General features: G+C 72.0%; 2 protein-coding genes. Both read left to right on the top strand.

Annotated elements, in window-relative coordinates; genetic code table 11:
- The first annotated feature begins 120 nt into the window (after nucleotides 1-120).
- The gene (locus tag D7X55_RS39520) at nucleotides 121-567 is read left to right on the top strand and encodes a hypothetical protein (RefSeq protein WP_199747349.1); all 447 of its coding nucleotides are present in this window, start codon (nucleotides 121-123) and stop codon (nucleotides 565-567) included.
- Nucleotides 568-572: 5 nt separating this feature from the next.
- On the top strand, nucleotides 573-1225 hold a 653-nt coding region (gene rlmB / locus D7X55_RS39515), incomplete at its 3' end, for a 23S rRNA (guanosine(2251)-2'-O)-methyltransferase RlmB (protein WP_121725697.1).

The following is a 1225-nucleotide window of genomic DNA, read 5'->3' as shown; positions in this document are numbered from 1 at the left end:
GCCCCCGCCACCGGGGCGCAAGGGCGCCGTGAAGGTGAGCGCGCCGCGGAGTTAGAAGAGAAAGCGCTCCCCGCGCGTCCGAAGCCCCGGTATACGAACGCCGCCTTCCTGGAGACACCCATGCCCAGCACCCGCCGCCTCCCGACCCTCGCACCCTTGCTGCTGACGCTCGTCGGAGCGCCGGTGCTGGCCCAGGACGTGGACCCCGCCACCCTCTACGAAGTCACCACCGAGGGCACGTCGACGCAGGTGAAGGCGGGAGGGCAGGGCACCTTCGTGCTCGCCATCAAGTCCAAGCCCGGCGCCCACGTCTCCGACGAGGCCCCGTTGAAGCTGGAGCTGAAGGGCACGCAGCTGACGCCCGCCCAGAAGACGCTGACGCGTGAACAGTCGGTGGCGAAGAAGGCGGACGGCCAGCAGTTCGTGGACCCGCGCTTTGAAGTCCCCTTCACCGCGGTGTCCGCCGGCAAGGGCACGCTGGACGCGACGCTGACCTTCTTCATCTGCACGGAGAAGATCTGCGCCCGTCAGAAGAAGGCCTTCTCGCTGCCCGTGGAGGTCCAGTAGCCCCCATGAGAGAGCGCACCCCCAAGCCTTCCGGTGGCGACCGCGGCGGCCACGAAGCCCCGCGCTACGTCCATGGCGTCAACCCCGTGCTGGAGGCCCTGCGCGCCCACCCCGACGCGGTGGAGCGCCTCTTCATCGTCGACGGGCAGGTGGGCGCCAAGGCCGCGGGCGAGCTGCTCAGCCGCGCGCGCGACGCGGGCGTCCGGGTGGAGAAGGTCGGCCGCGAGCGGCTGACCTCGATGGCGGAGGGCGGCGTCCACCAGGGCGTCGTCGCCGAGCTGCGCGGCTTCCAGTACGTGGAGCTGCAGGACGTGCTCGAAGCGGCGAAGGCCAAGAAGCAGCCCGCGCTCGTCGTCGTGCTCGACGGCATCCAGGACCCGCACAACCTGGGCGCCATCATCCGCTCGGCCCACGCGCTCGGGGCCCACGGCGTCGTGCTGGCCAAGGACCGGGCAGTGCAGGTGACGGGCACGGTGGCCAAGGCCTCCGCGGGCGCCGTCGAGTACTGCCCCATCGCGCGCGTCACCAACATCTCCCGCGCCCTGGAGGAACTGAAGGAAGCGGGCCTCTGGGTCGCGGCCGCGGACGTGGAGGGCGCCGAGCCCCTGTGGAGCGCCCGGCTGGACGGGCCCCTGGCGCTGGTGGTGGGCGCCGAGGG

Origin of the sequence: Corallococcus sp. AB049A, assembly GCF_003668885.1 — a bacterium.
In the GTDB taxonomy this organism is placed as follows: Bacteria; Myxococcota; Myxococcia; order Myxococcales; family Myxococcaceae; genus Corallococcus; species Corallococcus interemptor.
Note: the sequence above shows the minus strand (reverse complement) of the source record. Positions and strands in the feature narration are given on the sequence as shown.

What these genes read in the sequence shown, in the direction of transcription:
- D7X55_RS39520 (WP_199747349.1), top strand. Translation starts at nt 121, where the DNA reads ATGCCCAGCACCCGCCGCCTCCCGACCCTCGCACCCTTGCTGCTGACG.